A 16,400-nucleotide genomic window follows, 5' to 3' on the forward strand; every position below is an offset into this window, starting at 1 on the left:
CGCTGCCGTTTCGATCGCGCCCGTCGCCGGCTCCATTGCTGCGGCGGGCGTGCCGTCTGGATGACGGCCACGGCGCTGCCTGGGGGATCGGAAAACCTGAAGTGCCGCGCTGCCGCCGAGTTGTTCGTCGAGCCGGACAACCGTAGCGATGGACCCGGCGTCGAACCGTGCGCCGACATCTGGCCGATCCGTCTGCGATTGCATCGAACCGCAGCAAGCGCCGCCTCCTTCGCATTTACTCCGCATCGCCGGCCACGCCGTCGTCCGATGCCGCCGCGTCGCGCGGACCACCGAACGACTGGCGCCGCCATTCACCTGGCGTCATCCCCGCCCAACGCGTGAACACGCGGCGAAACGCAGCCACCGACTGATAACCGACGTCGGCCGACACGGCCTCCGCGCTGGCCGACGGCCGGCGCAGCGCATTCGCGGCGAGGCTCATCCGGATATCCGTCAGCAGATCGGCGGCCGAATGCCCGAGTTTCGACTGGAAATGACGCATGAAGGTCGCGCGCGACATGCTACACAGCGCGGCCAGTTCGGGCAGCGTCCACGGCCTTGCCGGATCGTCGAGCATCGCGACGATCGCGGGCGCGAGACGCGGTTGGCCGGCCAGCGCCAGCAGGCCGGTCGGCGCCTGCCCCGATTCGCTGATCGCGCGCAGCGCGAGCGCGAACAGTGCCGCCGACAGCGCGTCGAGGATCGCGAGACCGCCGAGTTGCTGCTCGAGCGATTCCGCGCGCATCAGCTCCACGAGGGCGGTCAGCCGCGCGGTGGCGGCCAGCGCGTCCGCCGTGCGGCTGTCCGCCACCGCGCGCACGACGAGATCGGCCGGCAGGTGGCGCCGGATCAGTCGGTCGTGCGGCGGCGCGACCCCGAAACGTCCGCACAGCATGTCCAGCCGCTCGCCGGTGCCCGCGTTCTCGCCGATGAAGACGTGACCGCCGGGCCGCTTGACCGCCGGCACCGGCGGCAACCCGCTGCCGTCGTGGAGCACGTGCGGGGAACCGTGCGGCAACAGCACGAGGTCGCCGCCGCCGAGTTCGCGCACGGAGCCGTCGTCGGGATTCTCTAGGATCGCGCGGCCGCGCAGCACCACGTGATACGGGATCTCGCACGCAGGCGATCGTTCATACGTGACCGCCCACGGCGCGCCGAACGCGCAGCGGATTTCGAGCTTCCCGGTAACCGTGACGAGCGCCATGAAGCGGCTCAGCCAGTCGGATTCGAGTGTCATGTCGAGGGGTGAACGCACATCGGAAGTGCGGCGTGCGCCGCATGAAAGTCCGATTATCGCGCGGCCAGCCGCTGCGATCGCGCACGTTTCCGGTTCGACGCCGTCGACGCACCGGCATCACTCGCGGCCGCCGGACGCGACGCCCGCCGCGACAAGGGTTTTGCTATCATTCCCGCGCCCTGTCTTGCCGAAATGGACATGCCCGCTCGCAGCGTGGCGCACTCGCGTACCGCCGACCGCACGCCGCCGCTCACCGACCCACACCGCCGCCCGACCTGCCGGCGAGCGCGTGAACGGGCCCCGACCAGCGCGGCGTCGACGTGCCGACGGCCCGGCCGTCCCATGCTCCCCCTTCTTTCTCGGAAACCACGATGCCGCCTGTCTCTTCCCCGCCCGTTCTCGACACGCCGCGCCTCATCCTCGAAGGCCATCCGCTCGGCGACTTCGATGCGCTCGCCACGATGTGGGCCGAGCCCAAGGTCGTCGAGCACATCTTCAACGGCGAGCCGTCCGCGCCGCGCGACTCGTGGATGCGCATGCTCGCGTATCGCGGGCTGTGGCCGCTGCTGGGCTATGGCTACTGGGCGATTCGCGAGAAGGCGTCGGGCCGTTATGTCGGCGACCTCGGCTTCGCCGATTTCCACCGGCTCATCGAGCCGTCGATTCGCGGTGTGCCGGAAGCCGGCTGGGCTCTCGCGACGTGGGCGCACGGCAAGGGCTACGCGACCGAGGCGCTCGCGGCGGCGCTTGCATGGCTCGACGGGCAGCAACGGTTCGAGCGCAGCGTATGCGTGATCGCGCCGACCAACGTTGCATCGATCCGCGTCGCGGAGAAGGCGGGTTATGGCGAGCCGCAGCGTATCCGCTTCAACGACGCCGATTCGTTGCTGTTTTCGCGCAAGCGCCGATAGGCGAGCGTGGTTCGTCGGTCACGTCAGTCCAAGGCCGGTTCGTAAAAGCGCAGGAAGAGGCCGTTGTCCATCGGCCAGCAGTTCCCGCTTTCGTCGAGCAGAATCCAGTCGCCCGGCTTCACCGGACGCCAGCCTTCCGGCGTCGCGACTGCCCACGTGTCGTGGCGCCGCGCCACCCGGTCATGGTCGCCATCGACGAACCATCGTGTGGCATCGACGTAGGCGGTACGTTTTCTGAATCTCATCCTGCCACCCAAGAAAGCGGATATCAGCGTCGCGCTCAATGACGAAGCGCGAATCGCGTGTCGGCGCGGGGCGCGCATCGCGATGCCGCAGCGTCCGCGTCGAGCGCGCGCTGCCCGGCCTTCAACGCATGCGTCGCCGCCCGCGTGTCGTGCAACGCCGCCCAGCCCTCGGCAACGAGCGCCTGCAACGTTTCGCGTGCGACGATGGAGATCCGGACATCGGTCTCCTGCATTCTCCCGAGCGCCGACACGACCTCGTCCGGCTGATCGGGCGCCAGCGCAAGCACGAACCGCGAACGCGTCTCGGCGGCCCGGACGGCCCCGGCCCAGTCGGCCCGCGCCACCGCGGCTTCGATCGCGTTCGTGAGCGCTTCGAGACTCTGCACGACTTGCCACGGCATCATGTCGCCTTCCCGTCAGTTGCCTGTCACCGTCCGCATGACGGACGAATTCGCGGCGCATCATGCGCGCGCATCAGGAAGCGAAATTGTAGGGAACGATACGCGGCGACATCGGTAATAGTTTGTAATGATATGTCGAGTAACCTTGCCTGGCGGGGGTTCGACTCACACAGGCGGCGTTCGAGACAGCGGAATTCCGCAAGCGTTTTTGCCGGAAGCATGCTCGACTGCACACCGTCGGCAGCGCCGCTGCCGGACATCGCATCGAAGCGCTTCGGCCGCACGCGCGTGCTGGATGCCGCCCGCTTCGCGCGTTCCGCCCGGCAGCGGACGGCACGCCACGATGCGCTCATCGCGCGAATGCGCTGTATGCCGCGCCGCATGGACAGAAATGACAAGCGGTTGAAAAATCGTCCGCCGGCCGCGAGCCGATCGTGTGCAGCCGTGCAGCGTCACGTCCGTCAGGATTCCGGCGAAGGCTCCGCCGGCTCGCGGTCGCGATCGCCATCCGGATTACCGTCCCCGGCGGCCACCCGCTTCGCCATGTCGAGGTAGGTCTGCGCCATCGCGCGCAACTCCTCCTCCGACGCGTCCTCGATCCCGATCAGCCGGTCGCTCGCCGCGTGCGTGACGGCCACGAGTTCGTCGAGCTTCAGGTGCATCGCGACACTGTCGCGGTTCTGGTTTCGCTGCAGCAGGAACACCATCAGGAACGTGACGATCGTCGTCCCGGTATTGATGACGAGCTGCCATGCATCCGAATAGTGGAAGAGCGGGCCGGTGACGAGCCACAGCGCCGTGATGGCGACCGCGCTGCCGAACGCGACCGGCGAACCGGCCCACACGGTCACGTGCGACGCGAAGCGTTCGAACGCGCGCGTGACGGGGTGCCTGACCGTGACGGCCCGGGGATCGGTCGTGGCCCGGCCGCCCGGGCCCGTCCTGGCGCGGGATGGATCGTTCGATTCACGCATGGCGCCTCCCGGATACGAATGTCGATATCGGCGCACGCGCGGGCCCGCCGTGCGCAACGGCACGCGGTTCCGCGCCCGCAGGCGGGCGCCGCCCACAGCCGAGCAACGTGCGTGCCCGACGGCCGCGCCCGCGCGTCGCCATCGGTGGTCAGGTGTACGCAGCGCGTGAGGCAATCGTGCGGCGCCGGTGTCGGAGCAGGAGGTGTCGCGGTTGCGCAAGGCTATCCGACGGTAGCGCGAAGGCAATCTCCCGCGGCGATACGGCGGGCCGCACGCCACCCGGCAGGTAATATTTTGTAATGATATGTAGAGCAATCTTTACCGGTTTTGCTCTGGCGAGCGTGCGCGATACCCGCATGCGCGGCGCTTTCGCAAACGTTTCCGCACGAACGACATCCCGCCCGGTATTTCAGCCGGTTGCACGCCGGATACCGCTCCGAACGTGTTTACGCGTACATCGCGTCGTTCGACTAAACACGACGCCGCATCTTCGTGCGTTCGCCTTCCTGCAACGCGGCGACGCGCCGCCCGCGGCGAGGCTCACCGAACGATGCAGATTTCGCCACATTCTGCCGGAATGTTTCTCAGTATCATGCGCGTCTCTTCGGCTTCCCCATGTTCGGACGGGCCTGAGCGCTCGCCACTTTCCCGTTTCGCCCCCTCGTTTAGCGATGCCCATCCGAATCCTGCTCGTCGAAGACGACGTCCCATTGTCCTCGCTGATCGCAGACTATCTGCGCATGCATCAGTACGAGGTGGACACGCTGTTCGACGGCACCGACGCCGTGTCCACGATCGTCGCGCGCCGCCCCGACCTGGTGCTGCTCGACATCAACCTGCCGGGCAAGGACGGCTTCGAAATCTGCCGCGACGCACGCATGCAGTACGACGGCATCGTCATCATGATGACGGCCCGCAACGAGCAGTTCGACGAGTTGCTCGGCCTGGAATTCGGCGCGGACGACTTTCTCCGCAAGCCGGTCGAGCCGCGCATCCTGCTCGCGCGGATCAAGGCCCACCTGCGACGGATGCGCTTGCGCCCGGTCGACGGCGCGCCGGCATCGCCGCAGCGATTCGAGTTCGGCAAGTTTTCGATCGACCGCGCGGATCGCAAGATTCGCCTTCCCGACGGCAGCGCGCCGCGCCTGACCTCGACCGAATTCGACCTGCTGTGGGCCCTCGTCTGCCGCGCCGGCGAGGTGGTCAGCCGGGAAGACCTGACGCAGCTGTTACGCGGAATCGAGTTCGACGGCTTCGACCGCTCGATCGACGGCCGCATCTCCAAGCTGCGCCGCAAGCTGTGCGACGACCTGACGGAACCGAAGCGCATCAAGACGATCCGCTGCAAGGGCTATCAGTTCAGCAAGCACGCGTGGGAGTGATGCACCGCCGGTCGTGACACGCGAGCGCACGACCGCGCGCCCTGACCGTCCGCCGCCCTACCGCATGTTGCCGGTATGGCCCAGCGAATAGCGCCCCGGCTGCGGCCACACCGTCAGGCCGTGCGGCTCCATGCCGACGGGAATCGATCGAACCGCGCCGCTCGTGGTGTCGATCGCGTAGACGACGTCGTCGAAGCGGCCCGACAGCCACAGCGTCTTGCCGTCCGCGCTGACGTTGCCCATGTCGGGGCTGCCGCCGCCGGGGATCGGCCAGTTCGCGATCACCTTGCGCGTCGCGAAGTCGAGCACCGATACGCTGCCCTTGCCGTGGCGCGGCCCGTGGACGAGATTGGAGCCGCGATTCGCGATATAGAGCTTCGTGCCGTCGCGGCTCGGATACAGCCCGTGCGTACCGACGCCGGTCGGGATGAAACCGGTCTTCGCGAAGCGGTCGCCGTCGACGACGTATATGCCGTCCGCCATCATGTCGGCGACATAGAACACCTTGCCGTCCGGCGACACGCGGATGTCCTGCGGCATCCCTTTCCGGTCGAGTTCGAGGTAACCGAGCACCTTGCGATTCACCAGGTCGATCTTCGCGAGCTTGCCGCCGAACTCGCACGTGAAGAGCGCATACCGGCCGTCGATCGAAAAGTCCGCGTGGTTGATGCCCTTGCATTGCGGCACCTCGAGGCTCGATTTCAGCGCCATCGTGCCCGGGTCGTGGAAGTCGAGCCGCGCATGCGCCTCGGCCACGACGATCGCCTCCTTGCCGTCGGGCGTGAAATACATGTTGTACGGATCGTCGACGCTCACTGCCGGGCCGGGCTTGCCCGTCTTCGGATCGATCGGCGTCAGGCTGCCGTCGGTGCGCCCTTCCGCATTGTTGGCGACCCATAGCGTCCGCAGGTCCCACGCCGGCACGACGTGCTGCGGGCTGCGGCCGACGGCAAACCGGTCGACGACCTTGTACGTGGCCGGGTCGATCACGTAGACGTCGTTCGATCGCAGGTTCGGCACATAGATGCGCGGCAGCGCGCCCGCCACCGCCGCGCTCATGCGGCCGGCCCGTGCCTCGCCGTACAGGTTGTCGGGGTTGATCACGGGCGGCATGCCGGGTACGGCCGCGACGGCGGACGCCGCGATCGCACCCTGGGCGCAAAAGCCGGCCAGCGCAGCCGCGACGACGATCGCGGGACGGGGGAAGCGGATGTGACGGCGAAGGCGCGGTTGCATGACGATGTCCCGGTTCGATGGAATGGAACGACGGCAAAGGCGGCGTAATGGCGCGGCGGCGTCAGCGGCCGGCGGTGTCCCTTCTGATCGCGTCGACGGTGCGCGACACGATCGCGTCGGTGCCGAGCCGGCCGAGTTCGACGCTCGCATGACGCGGATCGCCGCCGTAGACGCCGTCGGCGGCGCCGGGCTTCGAGGCGTTGCGCAGCTTGTCGACCCTGACCATGCCCGGCGCGACCGCCAGCAGCAGCGACGTATCGGCCAGCCCCGCGTGCGTGCCGATGTCCGCGGCCGGCACGCCGTGCTCGCGCAGGATCCGGTCGTAACCGTCGGAACTGGTGCCGTAATACTCGGCCGGCACGAACGCGCGCGCGCCCGTGCCGGCCCACGACTTGTTCAGCCGCGCGACCGACTGCCGGATGTCGTTCTGGTAACCGCCGTGGTCGCCGAGGAACACGATGTTCGTGAAGCCATGGACCCGGAAGCTGTTGGCTGCGGACTCGAGGGTCTTTTCGAAGACGTCGTCGGGCACGGTGATCGTGCCGGGAAAGCGCATGTGCGACGTCGGCGGCGCATAACCGCCCTCGGGCACATAAGCGATGACGGGGGCGACGATTGCGTTGCCGAGGCCTTGCGCGATCCGCTCGGACAGTACCGCGACCCGCGCATTGTGCTTGCCCAGCGCGACGTACGGCCCGCTTTGCTCGGTTGCGCCGACCGGAATCAGGATGGTGGTCTTGCCGGCCCGGATGCTGTCGCGCAGCTCGGTCCAGGTCATGTCTTCGAGACGCACCGTGGCGGACACCTCGGCGAACGCGGCTTGCGCGACGGTGAAAGCGAGGGCGGCGAAGGCGACGCGTGGCAGGCATTTCATCGCGGATTCTCGACGGAAGGAAAGAGATGACGCTGCGTTCCCTCGCACCATAAACGAACTCGCGCGACTTGTCGCCGACCGCGGCGCAACGACGCACGGCCCGACGTCGCGAGAAAGCATTTCGTCAGGATTGACCGGCGGATCGCGAAGTCTCTCGCTCCATGCCGGCACGCGGCGAGTCGGGTCGATTCGATGCGTGCGCTACGTCGCCTCGTGCCGGCCTCCCGCCCGCACGCGTCACGCCGGCAACACGGCCACTGCCTTGATCTCGACGATATAGCCCGGCGCGCCGCCCAGCATGTGCGCGCCGACCGCCGTCCATGCCGGCTTCGGGTGCGCATCGAGGTAGCGGTCGCGCACCTGCATGAACAACGGCAGGTCGCGCATGTCGGTATGGAAGGTCGTCAGGTCGACCACGTCGCTGAACGATGCACCCGCCGCGTCCAGTACCCGCTTCAGATTCTCGAACGCCTGCACGATCTGTGCTTCACGATCCTCGACGAGCTGCATCGCCGCATCGCGGCCGATCTGGCCGGATACGTACAGCGTATCGCCGACCTTCAGGCCGGGCGCATAGCCGATCTTCTCGTACACGGCTTCCATTCCCGCCGGAACGATGGCTTTGCGATCACGCATGGAAGTCTCCATGGCCGGCGTCTTCGCGCCGGCCGGTTGGTGGGTGGATAGGTGGCTGGGTTGTCGACGAACATCCTGAACACGTGCCAGGCGGCGCGACGACGCGCGGCTCAACCCGTATCGCCGCCCGCGACCGGCAGCACCGTGCCGGTGATGTAGCTCGCCTCGTCGGATGCGAGGAACAGGATCGGCGCGATCTGCTCGTCGAGGCTGCCGTAGCGTTTGAGGTATGTCGATTCCGTGACCTGGCGCACGGCTTCGCCCATCCATGCCTGTTCCTGTTCGCTGTCGCCGGCCGCATTGCGCGGCACGCGGCGCGGCGGTGCGCTGGTGCCGCCCGGCGCGGTGGCCACGACCCGGATGTTGTGTTCCGCATATTCCATCGCGAGCGCCGACGTCAGGGCATTGACGCCGCCTTTCGCCGCCGAGTACGGCACCCGGCGAATCCCGCGCGTCGCGTTCGACGAGATGTTGACGATCGTGCCGCCGCCGCGCGCGAGCAGGTGCGGCAGCACCGCGTGACACGTGTAGAGCGTCGGCATCAGCGAACGGCGGATTTCCGCGTCGATCTGCGCGGGTTCGAATTCGGCGAACGGCCGCATGCGGATCGCGCCGCCCACGCCGTTGATCAGGATGTCGATGCCGCCGAACGTCTGCACCGCGTGCGCGATCGCCGCATGCGCCCCTTCGTACGTTTCGAGATCGGCGACGAACCCGGCCGTCTCGCCGCCCGTCGCTTCGGCCGCGACCTCGGCGACGAAATCCGCGCGATCGACGAACAGCACCCTGCCGCCTTCGGCCGCCGCGCGCAGCGCGACGCCGCGGCCGATGCCCTGCGCGGCACCCGTGACGACGATGACCTTGCCTGAGAATCGTTGCATGATCATGCCGCCTTTGCCGTGACGTTGGGGGTGAACTTCTCGTAGTGGAAGCTGTGCGGCTTCACGCCTTCGTCGTCGAAATACTTGCGCACCGCGTCGACCATCGGCGGCGGCCCGCACAGATACACGTCGACGTCGCCGTCGTTCAGCGCATCGGCCGGGATGTGCTGCGTGACCCAGCCCTTGCGCGGATGGTTCGACGCCGCGTCGGCCACGACCGTCGCGAAGCTGAAGTTCGGCAGTTTCGCCGCATACGCTTCGATCGCATCGACGAGCACGAGATCGAGATCGCGCGTCACGCCGTAGATCAGGTGCACCTTCTGCTGCGAGCCGCTGCGTGCGAGCACTTCGAGCATCGACAGGAACGGCGCGAGCCCCGTGCCGCCCGCGAGGAACAGCAGCGGCCGCTGCACGTCGCGCAGGTAGAAGCTGCCGAGCGGCCCGTGCAGTTCCAGCGTGTCGCCGGGCTGCGCCGATTCGAGCCACGTGCTCATCACGCCGCCGGGAATCTTCTTGATCAGGAAACTCACCTTCGCGTCGGCCGGCGCCGACGAGAACGAATACGAACGGTGCTGGCCGCTCGCCGGCACGTCGATGTTCACGTACTGGCCCGGCAGGAACACCGGCGCGGCCGTGCCGACGTCGAGTTCGAGCACGACGGCCGCATCGTTGTGCTGCTCGACCTTCGTCACCGTGGCCGCGAACCCGCTCTGGCCCGTCTTGCACGCGACCGACGACGTCGGCACCGCGATCACGCAATCGCTTTGCGGCACCATCTGGCAGGTCAGCACGAGGCCGCCGTCCTTTTCGTCTTCGGTGAGCGCGTCGTCGATGTAGTCGTCGCCGAGATCGTAGCGGCCGCTTTCGGCGCGGCACTTGCAGGTGCCGCACACGCCGTCGGAGCAATCCATCGGCAGGTTGATCTTCGCGCGGAAGGCCGCATCGAGAACCTTCTCGCCGGCCTTGCAGTCGATGAAGCGGGTTACCCCGTCCTCGAAGTTCAGTGCAATCTTGTAGCTGGACATGGCGTCACCTCCACTTCCTTTCATGACAAAACAACAGCGTCAGACGTGATAAACGTCGAGCACCTGCCGGATGTAGTCGTTCTTCAGCACGATCTTCTTGTACGAGATCAGCAGCTCATCGCCCGCCTTGCGCAACGTGACGAACATCGTGCCGAAGAAGTGATCGGTCACGCGGTAGCGGTGGTTCAGCGTGTGAAAGTTGTAGCGCACGTCCACTTCGTTCTCGCGTTCGGCCAGCACCTCGACGTTCGTCACGTTGTGGCTGGTGCGCGGCTCGGGCGTCGATGCGCCGCTGCGCTCGGTCTTGATCCGGAACACGCGATCCTCGAGGCCGCCGCGGTCCGCGTAATACATCAGCGAGATCTGGCTTTGCGGATCGTCGGTCGGCCGGTCATCGTCGTCCCACGCGGGCATCCAGTACGTGACGTCCTCCGTGTAGCAGGTCAGCCACTCGTCCCACTGGCGATCGTCGAGCAGGCGCGCTTCGCGATACAGCGCGGCGCAGACAGTCCGGTAATCGAAGCTCATGCTGCCACCTCCCCGCGTTCCTTCTTCAGCGCATCGCGCATCACGTTCACCCAGTGTTCGTGCTGGCACACGAACAGCCCTTCGTCCTCGCTGCGTTCACCGGAAATGCGCGGGTTCAGCCCCATCTTCCTCGCGTTCTCGTCCGGGCCGTCGACCCACAGCGGCGCGCCGCGCGACAGGTCGTTCCACATCGCCGTGATGCCGGCATAACCGGCCTGGCACGCGCGAAACTCCTCGAGATCGTCGGCGGTGCCCATGCCCGTCACGTTGAAGAAATCCTCGTACTGGCGGATGCGGGTCGTGCGGTCGGCCTCGCTCTCGCCCTTCGGCGCGAAGCAGAAGATGCTGACTTCGGTCTTGTCGACGCCGAGCGGCCGCACCACGCGGATCTGCGTGCTGAACTGGTCCATCAGGAACACGTTCGGGTACACGCACAGGTTGCGCGTCTGGTTGACGATGAAGTCGGCCTGCACGTCGCCGACGCGCGCCTTGATTTCATCGCGATGCTGGTACACGGGCCGCACTTCCGGGTTCATCGTCTGCGTCCACAGCAGGATGTGGCCGTTGTCGAAGCCGTACACGCCCGCGACCGACTTGCTCCAGCTGTTCGCGTCGACGGCCTTGGTGCCGTCTTCCTTGCGGCGGCCCATCGTCGCCGCGTAGTTCCAGTGCACGGTACTGACGTGGTAGCCGTCGCAGCCGTTCTCCATCTGCATCTTCCAGTTGCCTTCGTAGATGTAGGACGAGTTGCCGCGCAGCACCTCGAGCCCGTTCGGCGCCTGGTCGACGATCTGGTCGATGATCACGCGTGCCTCGCCGAGGTAGTCCTCGAGCGGCAGCACGTCGGCGCTGAGGCTGCCGAACAGGAAGCCGCGATAGTTCGCGAAGCGCGCGACCTTCTTCAGGTCGTGCGAACCGTGCGTGTTGAACTGCACCGGGTATTCCGTCGTCTTCTCGTCCTTCACCTTCAGCAGCTTGCCGGTGTTCGAGAAGGTCCAGCCGTGGAACGGGCACGTGAAGCTGCCCTTGTTGCCGTGCTTGCGGCGGCACAGCATCGCGCCCTTGTGCGCGCAGGCATTGATGACCGCGTGCAGCTCGCCCGTCTTGTCGCGCGTGATCACGATCGGCTGGCGGCCGATCCACGTCGTGTAGTAATCGTTGTTCTCGGGAATCTGGCTTTCGTGCGCCAGGTACACCCAGTTGCTTTCGAAGATGTGCTTCATCTCGAGCTCGTACAGCTCGGCGTTCGTGAAGATGTCGCGGCGGCAGCGGAATACGCCGGCCTCCTTGTCGTCCTGCACGGCGGTGGCGAGCAGGTGATCCAGGTCGGTGGCTTGATCGATCGTGGCGGACATGATGGCTCCTCCCATGCGCGTGCCGCGTCCTGCAAGCACGCTCGCATCGGTAATCGGTTGAATCTCGCGGGAACCCGGCCGGCGGCGGCGCCTGCGCGCCGCCCTGCCGTCGGGCGGTTAGGCCGTGGCGGAAGCGCGCAGGCGTTCGACGATCTGGTTGTCCTTGCCCTCGACGCGCGGCGTCAGGACGAAGTTGAACTCGATGTCCTGGTACGCATCGGTCTTCAGGCCGAGCGCGGCGCCGCCGGTCTTGCCGGTGACGGGCGGGATCAGCTCCTCGCGGGTCGCATACGCGAAGTCGTCCCAGATCAGCGGGTCGCCGTCGATGTTGAACTGGGTCGTCAGCTTGCGGTGGCCGTCGCTGGTCACGAAGAAGTGCACGTGCGCCGGGCGGTTGCCGTGGCGGCCGAGGCTGTCCAGCAGCTGCTGCGTCGCGCCCTGCGGCGGGCAGCCGTAGCCGACCGGCATCAGCGTGCGGAATTCGTACTTGCCGTCGGCACCCGTCTTCACCGCGCCGCGCAGGTTGAAGTCGCTCTGCTTGCCGGTCGGGTCGAAGTGCGAGTAGAAGCCGTGCGAGTTCGCATGCCAGCACTCGACCACCGCGCCGGCCACCGGCTTGCCGTCGACACCGGTGACCGTGCCGTGGATCACGAGCGGGCCCGCGCCGTCGTCCGCATCGAGGTCGATCTTCGCGACGCCGTCACGCACCGGCGCGCCCGCGACATACAGCGGCCCCTCGATCGTGCGCGGCGTGCCGCCGTCGAGGCCGAGCGCTTCGTCCTCGGCGTCCATTCGGATGTCGAGAAACTTCTCGAGGCCGAGGCCGGCCGCGAGCAGCGCCGCTTCGCCGTCCTGGCCGAGCTTGTTCAGGTAGTTCACGCCGGCCCACACTTCGTCGGGCGTGATGTCGAGATCGTCGATCGCCTTGAACAGGTCGCCGAGCAGCCGCAGCACGACCTGCTGCGTGCGCGCGTTGCCGCCCTTCGTGCTGTCCGCGCCCGCGTTCGACGCGGCCTTCAGCAGATCCTGCACTTCCCGGGTTTCGAAAACTTTGACGCTCATGATGGTGTCTCCACGTGTATTTGGGGGGAATGACGGCTGTGCCTGACTCGGGCTACCGCGCGACGCGGGTGAGTCCGTCGCGCGTGAAACGCCTGACCTTGTCCTCGTCGAGTTCGATGCCGAGACCGGGGCCGTCCGGCACGGTCAGTTCGAAGTCGCTGTAATCGAGCGGCTGCGTCAGGATCTCTTCGGTGATCAGCAGCGGCCCGAACAGTTCGGTGCCCCACTGCAGGTTCGCGAAACTCGCGAACAGGTGCGCGGACGCCACCGTGCTGAACGCGCCTTCGAGCATCGTGCCGCCGTACAGCTCGATGCCGGCCGCGTCCGCGATCGCGGCCACGCGCTGCGCGGCGAACAGGCCGCCGCTCTGTTCGATCTTGATCGCGAACACGTCCGCGCCGTGATGCTTCGCGATCTCGAACGCGCTGTCGGGGCCCTGCAGGATTTCGTCGGCCATCAGCGCGACCGGGAAGCGGCGCATCAGGCGCGCCAGCGCCGCGGCCGAGGCCACCGGCTGCTCGACCAGTTCGCAGCCGGCATCGGCCAGCGCCGGAATCGCGCGCGCGGCCTGCGTTTCGCTCCACGCCATGTTCACGTCGACGCGCACCGATGCGCGATCGCCGACGGCCTTCTTGATCTCGGCCACGTGCCGGATGTCCGTCTCGGGCGCCTTCGCGCCGATCTTCAGCTTGAACACGTTGTGGCGGCGCTGGTCGAGCATGCGCTCGGCTTCGGCGATGTCGGTGGCCGTGTCGCCCGACGCGAGCGTCCATGCGACCGGCAGGCGATCGCGCCGGCGCCCGCCGAGCAGCTCGCTCACCGGCACGCCGAGCCGCTTGCCGTGCGCGTCGAGCAGCGCGGTTTCGAGCGCGCTTTTCGCGAAGTGATTGACCTTCGCGAGCTTGCCGAGGAACGCCATCAGCGTCTGGATGCGCGTCGCATCCTTGCCGACGATCGCCGGTGCGAGGTACGCGTCGATCGCGAGCTTCATCGCTTCGGGGCTTTCCGGGCCGTAGGCCATGCCGGCGATCGTCGTGCCTTCGCCGAGGCCCGTCACACCGTCGCTGCAGAACACCTTCACGAGCATCAGCGTCTGGCCGTGCATCGTGGCCACCGACAGCTTGTGCGGGCGGATCGTCGGCAGGTCGACGAGGCGGGTTTCGATACGTTCGATGGTGACGGAGGACATGGGGCACGCCGTGGGGGGTGAAGTTCTTGAGGCGATTTATACGTCCCGGCCAGATGGAGCGTCCAATACTTTTAGGCGGGATTTTTGATACCTGGCAGGTATTGAATTCACGCTCATCACGCTGAATACTGCGGTGCGCCATACCTGTTTTGGCTAGGTATGCGGGCTGAGAGGCTTGATGGGGCGCGGTCGTGCGGGTGCGGGGTACGGTTTGGACGGGGGCGCACTGCGGCGGCTTGTGGCGGCGGGAAAACGGCCTGAAACCGGCGGCCTGCCGAGTCGATCAGGGTTTTCCTGACGGGGAAAATGGTGCGGCTGGCCGTCCGGCCTTCAGCTTCGGCGTCGGTTTCCGCGAACAACCGGAAGGAATTGGGTTGGCGGGTGTCGACGTTCGTTGTCGATGTCCGTTGTTCATCAGAGGCTGACGGGCGCTGTCGGCCATGAACGGTCAGTCGACATGGTCACTTAGATCGTCGACAATTCGGTCATCGCCTTCACTGGTACCTACTATGTCCTTCGCCTTTCAATGCGCTACGTGCGGACAAACTCACGAAGGCATGCCGAGCTTTGGTGCTCCTGCACCGTTAAGCTACTACGAAGTACCGATCGCCGAGAGAGAGGTGCGTTGTGATCTGGGCAGCGACGACTGTGTAATCGACGAAGAATATTTCTTCGTTCTCGGCTGCATCGAAATCCCCGTTCACGGTGAAACTGAGCCGTTCTCCTGGGGAGTCTGGGTGTCTCTTAGCCGGGCCAGCTACGTTGAATGGGTGAAATGCTATGAAGAACGCAAACGTTCTCATGTCGGGCCATTCTTTGGATGGCTTAATGCTTGGCTAAAACCATATCCCGACACCATGAATCTTAAAACTCGGGTTCACTTGCGTGACGATGGAATTCGCCCCTACATCGAACTTGAGCCAACCGACCATTCTTTGGCGATTGAGCAAAGAAATGGAATTTCCGTCGAACGTGTGGCAGAAATTTATGCCCTTATGGTTCATGGAGACAACGCCTAAACAATCGGTCAGGAGGACCTTTTGGCAGCAGCATTGCGCGGTTTCCGGATCATGAAATGGACGTCATCCGGCCAGTTTTGGTCAATCGTTGCTAGTTCCATAATCGTCGACAATTTAAGCTTGCAGCGTTGCCACATACATGATCCAAATGGCAGACCGGATTGCACTTGTTCGCGCAACCTTAGACGAGGTTGCAGCACTACGGGCCGTATGACCTGCCCCCTTCAATAGAGCCAATGGGCTTCTAGCAAAGTTCCTTTAAACCAGCTCCTGGAAAGCGGCAGGAGTATCCGCGGTTGCCCGATGTTTCGCCGCAAACTCTGACGGCGCAAGGTAGTTCAGTGCGCTGTGCGGCCTTTGCTCGTTGTAATCCTGACGCCATGCCGCGATGACAGCCCGAGCGTGCGCGAGCGTTGTGAACCAGTGCTCGTTAAGGCATTCGTCGCGGAACTTGCCGTTGAACGATTCGATGTACGCATTCTGCGTTGGCTTGCCCGCCTGAATCAACTTCAGCGTGACGCCGTTCGCATACGCCCACTGGTCAAGCGCGCGGCTCGTGAATTCGGGGCCCTGGTCGGTTCGCACCGCCTTGGGATAGCCACGGAAGCGAGCTGCACGATCCAATGCCCGAGCGACATACAAACCTGAGATGCCATGGTCGACGACGATGTCGACAGCCTCTTTCGTGAAGTCGTCGACGACGGTCAGGCACTTCACGCGCCGGCCGTTGGAAAGCGCATCCATCACGAAATCGATTGACCACACCTCGTTGGGCGCGCCCGGCAATGCCAGTTGCTCGCGCTCAATCATGACGCCATGGCGCTTGCGACGGCGCCGCACAGCCAGCCCTGCCTCACGGTACAGGCGATAGATGCGCTTGTGATTGACGTGCGTGCCTTCGCGCTCCATCAGGGCGTGCAGTCGGCGGTAGCCGAATCGACGACGTTCGTGCGCCAACTCCACCAGACGCGCCGCGAGCACCTCATTCTCGTGGTCCGGCTTCGCGTCGTAATGCAGCACGCTGCGAGAAAGCCCGACAAGCCTGCAGGCGCGGCGCTCGGAGATGTTGATCTTCTCCCGAATCGCCGACACTGCTTCGCGTTTGGCTTGCGGGCTCAGGGCTTTCCCTTGACGACGATCTTCAACGCTTCCATATCGAGCATTGCTTCGGCCAGCAGTTTCTTCAGCCGGGCATTCTCCACCTCGAGGTCCTTGAGCCGGCGGGCTTCCGAGACTTCCATGCCGCCGAACTTCGCGCGCCAGGTGTAGAACGACGCGTCACTGAACCCGTACTTCCTGCACAGTTCCTTGACTGCCATACCGGCTTCGGCTTCCTTCAGAAACCCGATGATTTGCTGTTCCGTAAAGCGCTTCTTCATGTTCGTCTTCTTCTCCGAAAACGAACTTTACTAGACTCCAGCTGGCCCTGTTTGCAGGGGGCAGGT

The 16,400-nt window shown here is 65.7% G+C and carries 18 protein-coding genes; 3 read left to right on the top strand and 15 right to left on the bottom strand.

The window, feature by feature from the left end:
• Positions 1-235 precede the first annotated feature (235 nt).
• Positions 236-1,237, bottom strand: coding sequence for an AraC family transcriptional regulator (locus tag DPV74_RS06765; protein ID WP_091921752.1), 1,002 nt, complete (start codon positions 1,235-1,237; stop codon positions 236-238).
• Positions 1,238-1,608: 371 nt separating this feature from the next.
• On the opposite strand from DPV74_RS06765, the gene DPV74_RS06770 reads away from it, so the two are divergent.
• Entirely contained in the window at positions 1,609-2,148 is a 540-nt protein-coding gene (locus DPV74_RS06770; RefSeq protein WP_027792568.1) for a GNAT family N-acetyltransferase, read from the top strand.
• Positions 2,149-2,171: 23 nt separating this feature from the next.
• Here the strand turns inward: DPV74_RS06770 and DPV74_RS06775 are convergent, their stop codons facing one another.
• The 4 genes from DPV74_RS06775 to DPV74_RS06790 all read right to left on the bottom strand — a co-directional run bounded on the left by DPV74_RS06775 (position 2,172) and on the right by DPV74_RS06790 (position 3,768).
• On the bottom strand, positions 2,172-2,432 hold the full coding sequence (locus DPV74_RS06775) for a hypothetical protein (RefSeq protein ID WP_226113495.1): 261 nt from the start codon (positions 2,430-2,432) through the stop codon (positions 2,172-2,174).
• A complete protein-coding gene (locus tag DPV74_RS06780) occupies positions 2,429-2,797 on the bottom strand; it encodes a hypothetical protein (RefSeq protein ID WP_091921750.1) in 369 nt (122 codons plus the stop codon). Before DPV74_RS06780 ends, DPV74_RS06775 begins: the two co-directional genes overlap by 4 nt.
• Positions 2,798-2,820: 23 nt before the next feature.
• Positions 2,821-3,192 carry a hypothetical protein gene (locus DPV74_RS06785; protein ID WP_143066125.1) on the bottom strand — a complete coding sequence of 124 codons (372 nt, stop codon included), beginning with the start codon at positions 3,190-3,192 and terminating at the stop codon, positions 2,821-2,823.
• A 63-nt stretch (positions 3,193-3,255) separates the two neighbouring features.
• Positions 3,256-3,768, bottom strand: coding sequence for a low affinity iron permease family protein (locus tag DPV74_RS06790; RefSeq protein WP_059693426.1), 513 nt, complete (start codon positions 3,766-3,768; stop codon positions 3,256-3,258).
• Between the two features lie 671 nt (positions 3,769-4,439).
• Between DPV74_RS06790 and DPV74_RS06795 the strand changes: the two genes are divergently transcribed.
• Positions 4,440-5,150: a response regulator gene (locus tag DPV74_RS06795; protein WP_027792565.1), complete on the top strand. Its 711-nt coding sequence runs from the start codon at positions 4,440-4,442 to the stop codon at positions 5,148-5,150.
• Positions 5,151-5,207: 57 nt separating this feature from the next.
• Here DPV74_RS06795 and DPV74_RS06800 read toward each other — a convergent pair whose 3' ends face one another.
• The 9 genes from DPV74_RS06800 to DPV74_RS06840 form a co-directional block, all read right to left on the bottom strand.
• The gene (locus DPV74_RS06800; protein ID WP_091921748.1) at positions 5,208-6,386 is read right to left on the bottom strand and encodes a YncE family protein; all 1,179 of its coding nucleotides are present in this window, start codon (positions 6,384-6,386) and stop codon (positions 5,208-5,210) included.
• Between the two features lie 61 nt (positions 6,387-6,447).
• Complete coding sequence (locus DPV74_RS06805; RefSeq protein WP_091921746.1) at positions 6,448-7,260, bottom strand: creatininase family protein; 813 nt, start codon at positions 7,258-7,260, stop codon at positions 6,448-6,450.
• A 237-nt stretch (positions 7,261-7,497) separates the two neighbouring features.
• The gene (locus tag DPV74_RS06810; protein WP_027792562.1) at positions 7,498-7,896 is read right to left on the bottom strand and encodes a RidA family protein; all 399 of its coding nucleotides are present in this window, start codon (positions 7,894-7,896) and stop codon (positions 7,498-7,500) included.
• 110 nt (positions 7,897-8,006) lie between these two features.
• On the bottom strand, positions 8,007-8,783 hold the full coding sequence (gene benD / locus DPV74_RS06815; protein WP_059693418.1) for a benzoate diol dehydrogenase BenD: 777 nt from the start codon (positions 8,781-8,783) through the stop codon (positions 8,007-8,009).
• Complete coding sequence (benC, locus tag DPV74_RS06820) at positions 8,780-9,802, bottom strand: benzoate 1,2-dioxygenase electron transfer component BenC (RefSeq protein ID WP_060084538.1); 1,023 nt, start codon at positions 9,800-9,802, stop codon at positions 8,780-8,782. Before benC ends, benD begins: the two co-directional genes overlap by 4 nt.
• Positions 9,803-9,841: 39 nt before the next feature.
• Entirely contained in the window at positions 9,842-10,330 is a 489-nt protein-coding gene (gene benB, locus DPV74_RS06825) for a benzoate 1,2-dioxygenase small subunit (RefSeq protein WP_027792559.1), read from the bottom strand.
• Complete coding sequence (locus tag DPV74_RS06830; protein ID WP_091921744.1) at positions 10,327-11,685, bottom strand: Rieske 2Fe-2S domain-containing protein; 1,359 nt, start codon at positions 11,683-11,685, stop codon at positions 10,327-10,329. The genes benB and DPV74_RS06830 overlap by 4 nt, the downstream gene beginning before the upstream one ends.
• A 117-nt stretch (positions 11,686-11,802) precedes the next feature.
• Positions 11,803-12,747: a catechol 1,2-dioxygenase gene (gene catA, locus DPV74_RS06835; RefSeq protein ID WP_091921742.1), complete on the bottom strand. Its 945-nt coding sequence runs from the start codon at positions 12,745-12,747 to the stop codon at positions 11,803-11,805.
• A 52-nt stretch (positions 12,748-12,799) separates the two neighbouring features.
• A complete protein-coding gene (locus DPV74_RS06840; protein WP_059492719.1) occupies positions 12,800-13,936 on the bottom strand; it encodes a muconate/chloromuconate family cycloisomerase in 1,137 nt (378 codons plus the stop codon).
• Between the two features lie 509 nt (positions 13,937-14,445).
• Here DPV74_RS06840 and DPV74_RS06845 point away from each other — a divergent pair.
• Entirely contained in the window at positions 14,446-14,955 is a 510-nt protein-coding gene (locus DPV74_RS06845) for a DUF2199 domain-containing protein (protein ID WP_081058712.1), read from the top strand.
• A 258-nt stretch (positions 14,956-15,213) separates the two neighbouring features.
• On the opposite strand, the gene DPV74_RS06850 is transcribed toward DPV74_RS06845, so the two are convergent.
• Positions 15,214-16,334 (bottom strand): IS3 family transposase gene (locus DPV74_RS06850; protein ID WP_119336822.1). Its coding sequence is split into 2 segments (ribosomal slippage): positions 15,214-16,076 and positions 16,076-16,334, totalling 1,122 coding nucleotides; the frame shifts between segments, so codons are not numbered across the junction.
• Positions 16,335-16,400 lie beyond the last annotated feature (66 nt).

It is taken from the genome of Burkholderia sp. HAN2018 (genome assembly GCF_024704855.1).
Classification (GTDB): Bacteria; Pseudomonadota; Gammaproteobacteria; order Burkholderiales; family Burkholderiaceae; genus Burkholderia; species Burkholderia cepacia.